This window comes from Sulfurimonas sp. (assembly GCF_026991475.1).
GTDB lineage: Bacteria > Campylobacterota > Campylobacteria > Campylobacterales > Sulfurimonadaceae > Sulfurimonas.
Map to the genome: position 1 here is coordinate 1 of NZ_JALXBK010000100.1, position 3806 is coordinate 3806.

The following is a 3806-nucleotide window of genomic DNA, read 5'->3' on the forward strand; positions in this document are numbered from 1 at the left end:
GGTGCTATGTTTGGATTTTTAGGAGGGGTAGCTACTTTTAATAATTTTACAAATGGAATGTTACTTATAATCGCAGGTACTTTTATGATACTTGCAGGACTTTCACTCTCTGGAAAAATTAAATTTTTAACACTTGTGGAACACTCTTTTGCAAGCAGTTCTTGGTACACAAAAACTTTTCGTCAGTTGTTACAGACAAAATCACTCTGGAGCTTTTTTATTTTAGGTATGCTAAATGGTCTGCTTCCCTGCGGTTTAGTTTACTTTTTTGCTATTACTGCAGCAAGTACAGCAAGTCCTCTTTATGGAGCAGTTGTAATGTTTGTTTTTGGATTAAGTACAGTACCTGCTCTTTTTAGTCTTGGCTTTTTCGTTGGAATTTATAAAAATGGTAAACTGAGAAATATTATGATTCGTCTTGCTGCTGTTGCTGTAATTATTTTTGGTTTTTATACTATAAGAAATGGATATTATTATATAAAATATCCACAAAAAACAGTATCAGAGTGTTGCGAATTTAACCCTGATGCTATAAACAAGCAAAATAAATAAGTTAGATTTTACACCCTTTACCTGCAATGTCTTGCAGGCTTGATTCGCGAAACATTTTTTGCATGAGCAGTTTGGGTTCCATCCACTGGTCATGGAGGGCACATTTGCACACACCGTTGCAAAATCCTATGCCTAAGATGCACTCCTCATCTTTTATAGAGTCATTAAAAATATTTAAAATATCATCTACTTTTATTATTGATGCTTCTTTTTTGAGTCTGAAGCCACCTTCTCGTCCACGAATAGACTCTATAAAATCTGCCTTTACAAGTTCTGTCATAATCTTAGTTAAAAATTTATAAGGGATACTCAATTCATTTGAAAGTTCTGTTGCGCTAAAAAGAGTTTTTTCTTTATGATCTGCAATGTAAGCCAAAATTCGTATAGCATATTGAGACGTATTATTAAGTTTCATTATATGATTCCTCTGTATGTATTTTACTACAATTAGATTAATAAATATTTAATTACTACTTAAAGGTAGAATTAAAATAATTCCTGCTACTATTCCAATTACTACTTATAGGTAGAATTTAAAATAGGAAGAGAAATGACTGAACGTATTACCAAAGATATGGCCAGAAATATTTACTTTGGCGGCGGTCTTTTTGCTATTTTGGTTTTTACTGGATTGACATTTGATACGGTCCACAGAATACCAAAATTAAGCCATGCAAGCAAAATTACAAAATCAGTAGTTGCAGGAAAAAAGATATGGGAAGACAACGATTGTGTTGGTTGTCATACGCTATTGGGGGAGGGTGCATACTATGCTCCTGAATTAGGAAATGCCTTTCAACGTTTAGGTGGGGGAGATAAAAAAGCATTTAGAGCTTATATGCAGGGATGGATGGCAGCACAGCCACTTGATATTCCAAATAGAAGAAAAATGCCACAGTTTCACTTAACAACAAAACAGGTCAACAATCTTGCTGACTTTTTAATTTGGATGTCTAAGGTCAATGACCAAGAGTGGCCACCAAATATTCAAGGATAAGGAATTTATATGAAATATTCATCTCAAATGGTCGCAAAGCCATATTTTATATTTGCACTGATTTTACTTGCCGGGGAGATTTTATTTGGTTTAACTATGAGTATCCAGTATATTTATGGTGACTTTTTATTCCCAGCTATTCCGTTTAATGCACTTCGTATGGTACATGTAAACTTACTTATTGTTCTTTTGCTTTTTGGTTTTATGGGAAGTACATACTACCTGATTCCTGAAGAGGCTGAGAGAGAGTTGTGGAGTCCACTTCTGGCAAAAATTACCTTTTGGGTATTTGTTGTTGCTGGTGTTCTTACTATTTTAGGTTATTTGTTAGTACCATATGCTGAACTAACTAGAATCACTATGAATGATCTGTGGCCTACGATGGGGCGAGAATTTCTAGAGCAGCCTACAATTACTAAGATTGGTATTGTTATTGTTGTTCTTTCATACCTTTTAAATGTGACTATGACGGTTATTAAAGGTCGTAAGACTACGATTTCTATTATTTTACTTACTGGTCTCTTTGGTTTAGCATTTTTCTTCTTGTTTGCGTTTTACTTCTCAGACAATATGATTATGGATAAATTTTTCTGGTGGTTCGTTGTTCACCTTTGGGTTGAAGCTACTTGGGAGCTTATTTTAGGTGCATTACTTGCGTTTGTACTTATTAAACTGACAGGTGTTGACCGTGAACATATTGACAAATGGTTATATCTTATCATTGCTATGACACTTATTGCAGGACTTGCAGGAACTGGACATCACTTCTTCTATATGGGTGCACCGGGATACTGGTTATGGATAGGTTCAATCGCTTCAGCAGCAGAGCCAATACCATTTTTCTTGATGATTCTTTTTGCGTACAGCATGATAAAAAATCGTCGTATTCAAGATGATAATAAAATAGCACTTACATGGGCAAAAGGTACAGCAGTAGTTGGTTTCTTAGGTGCAGGTGTTTGGGGATTTATGCATACACTCGCTCCAGTTGATTACTATACTCATGGTACACAACTTACAGCAGCACACGGTCACCTCTCATTCTTTGGTGCGTATGTTATGATTGTATTTACTATGATCTCTTATGCGATGCCAATTTTACGTGGTCGTCCTCATGGTAACTGTGAAAAAGCACAAAAAGTTGAGCTTGTTGCGTTTTGGTTGATGGTTATTGGTATGATAGGATTGACTATTGCACTAACAGTTGCAGGTGTAATGCAGATAGATATGCAAAGAATTCCTGATTCTGCTCATGCTCTACCGTTTATGGTTGTTCAGTCAAAATTGACTGCAGTTTACATTGTTCGTTCACTCTTTGGTGTAATGACGTTTGTAGGTCTTCTTGTTTATTTTTACAGTTTCTTTGTAAAAGAAGACAAAGTAGCAGCCTAAAGATGGCATCTAAAGTCTCTCATCTTTTCTCTTGGAGCAAAGTGCTCCTTGAAGATATAGATGAAAAAGTTGGTATCTTTGCAGATTCATATCTGCGTAAAAAAGCTTCTCGGTTACATGAAGATTTTATAGTCTCTTTTGAATCAAAAGAGAAATCTCTTAAAATCTTCTATCATCTCCTTGGAGGTGATAAAGCAAAAGAGTTGCACATAACAGATAAACGATTTATAGAGACTTCTAGAACTATTTTAGAGAAATTTACAGGAAAAGGGAAGAGCTTTTTTCTTGCTTGGCAAGATGAAAAAGCACTCTATTTTCCTGCTACACTCGCTTACTTTCATGACAAAGAGCTAAACGATATGCACTACTATTGGTTATGTGCAATGCTTACTCAAGTAAATTTACAAAGTAGTGACATCATTAGTGAAAACAGAAGAGCTGCTGCGTTTCTTACAGAAAAATATGCAGGTTTTAAAATTTTTTATAACAAAGCCAAAGATTTACTAATACAAAATTATCCTGAATTATCATATATTGACTCTTTAGATGCTGAAGCGTTACTAGATGATAAAAGCTACCCAAATCCACTTTGGATATACCCATCCATTGCTGCAAATGCCAAACTGCTCGACTTTAATGATGAAGAGGAGATGGGGCGACAAGATGGCAAAGAGGATAAGACCGAAGAGCTAAAGATGAAGAAAAAGGCAAATCAGATAGATGATGAGAAAGAGACAGATGGTCTTTTGCTCTTTTTGCCTGAGTCTTTGATGAGCTTTATGGAACAGGTCAATGTGGACAGACAAGAGAATGACAGCTTTGATGAAGATGCTCTTTATAATGCCGCAGATTTGGATGAGATAAC

4 protein-coding genes and 1 pseudogene are annotated in these 3806 nt (G+C 35.4%); 4 read left to right on the forward strand and 1 reads right to left on the reverse strand.

The features are described from left to right. Nucleotides 1-552 (forward strand): sulfite exporter TauE/SafE family protein (locus MV589_RS08575; RefSeq protein WP_297433901.1); only part of this gene is annotated, 552 nt, incomplete at its 5' end. Nucleotide 553: 1 nt separating this feature from the next. On the opposite strand, the gene MV589_RS08580 is transcribed toward MV589_RS08575, so the two are convergent. Then, nucleotides 554-967, reverse strand: coding sequence for an RrF2 family transcriptional regulator (locus tag MV589_RS08580; RefSeq protein ID WP_297433903.1), 414 nt, complete (start codon nt 965-967; stop codon nt 554-556). Nucleotides 968-1102: 135 nt separating this feature from the next. Between MV589_RS08580 and MV589_RS08585 the strand changes: the two genes are divergently transcribed. The 3 genes and pseudogenes from MV589_RS08585 to MV589_RS08595 form a co-directional block, all read left to right on the forward strand. Further along, complete coding sequence (locus tag MV589_RS08585; RefSeq protein ID WP_297433905.1) at nt 1103-1549, forward strand: c-type cytochrome; 447 nt, start codon at nt 1103-1105, stop codon at nt 1547-1549. Between the two features lie 9 nt (nt 1550-1558). Beyond that, the gene (locus tag MV589_RS08590) at nt 1559-2941 is read left to right on the forward strand and encodes a cbb3-type cytochrome c oxidase subunit I (protein ID WP_297433907.1); all 1383 of its coding nucleotides are present in this window, start codon (nt 1559-1561) and stop codon (nt 2939-2941) included. A 2-nt stretch (nt 2942-2943) separates the two neighbouring features. After that, nucleotides 2944-3806, forward strand: a pseudogene (locus MV589_RS08595) (nitric oxide reductase activation protein NorD); the annotation flags it as partial.

Coding starts and splice junctions, on each gene's coding strand:
- MV589_RS08580 (WP_297433903.1), bottom strand. CDS start 967: ATGAAACTTAATAATACGTCTCAATATGCTATACGAATTTTGGCTTAC.
- MV589_RS08585 (WP_297433905.1), top strand. CDS start 1,103: ATGACTGAACGTATTACCAAAGATATGGCCAGAAATATTTACTTTGGC.
- MV589_RS08590 (WP_297433907.1), top strand. CDS start 1,559: ATGAAATATTCATCTCAAATGGTCGCAAAGCCATATTTTATATTTGCA.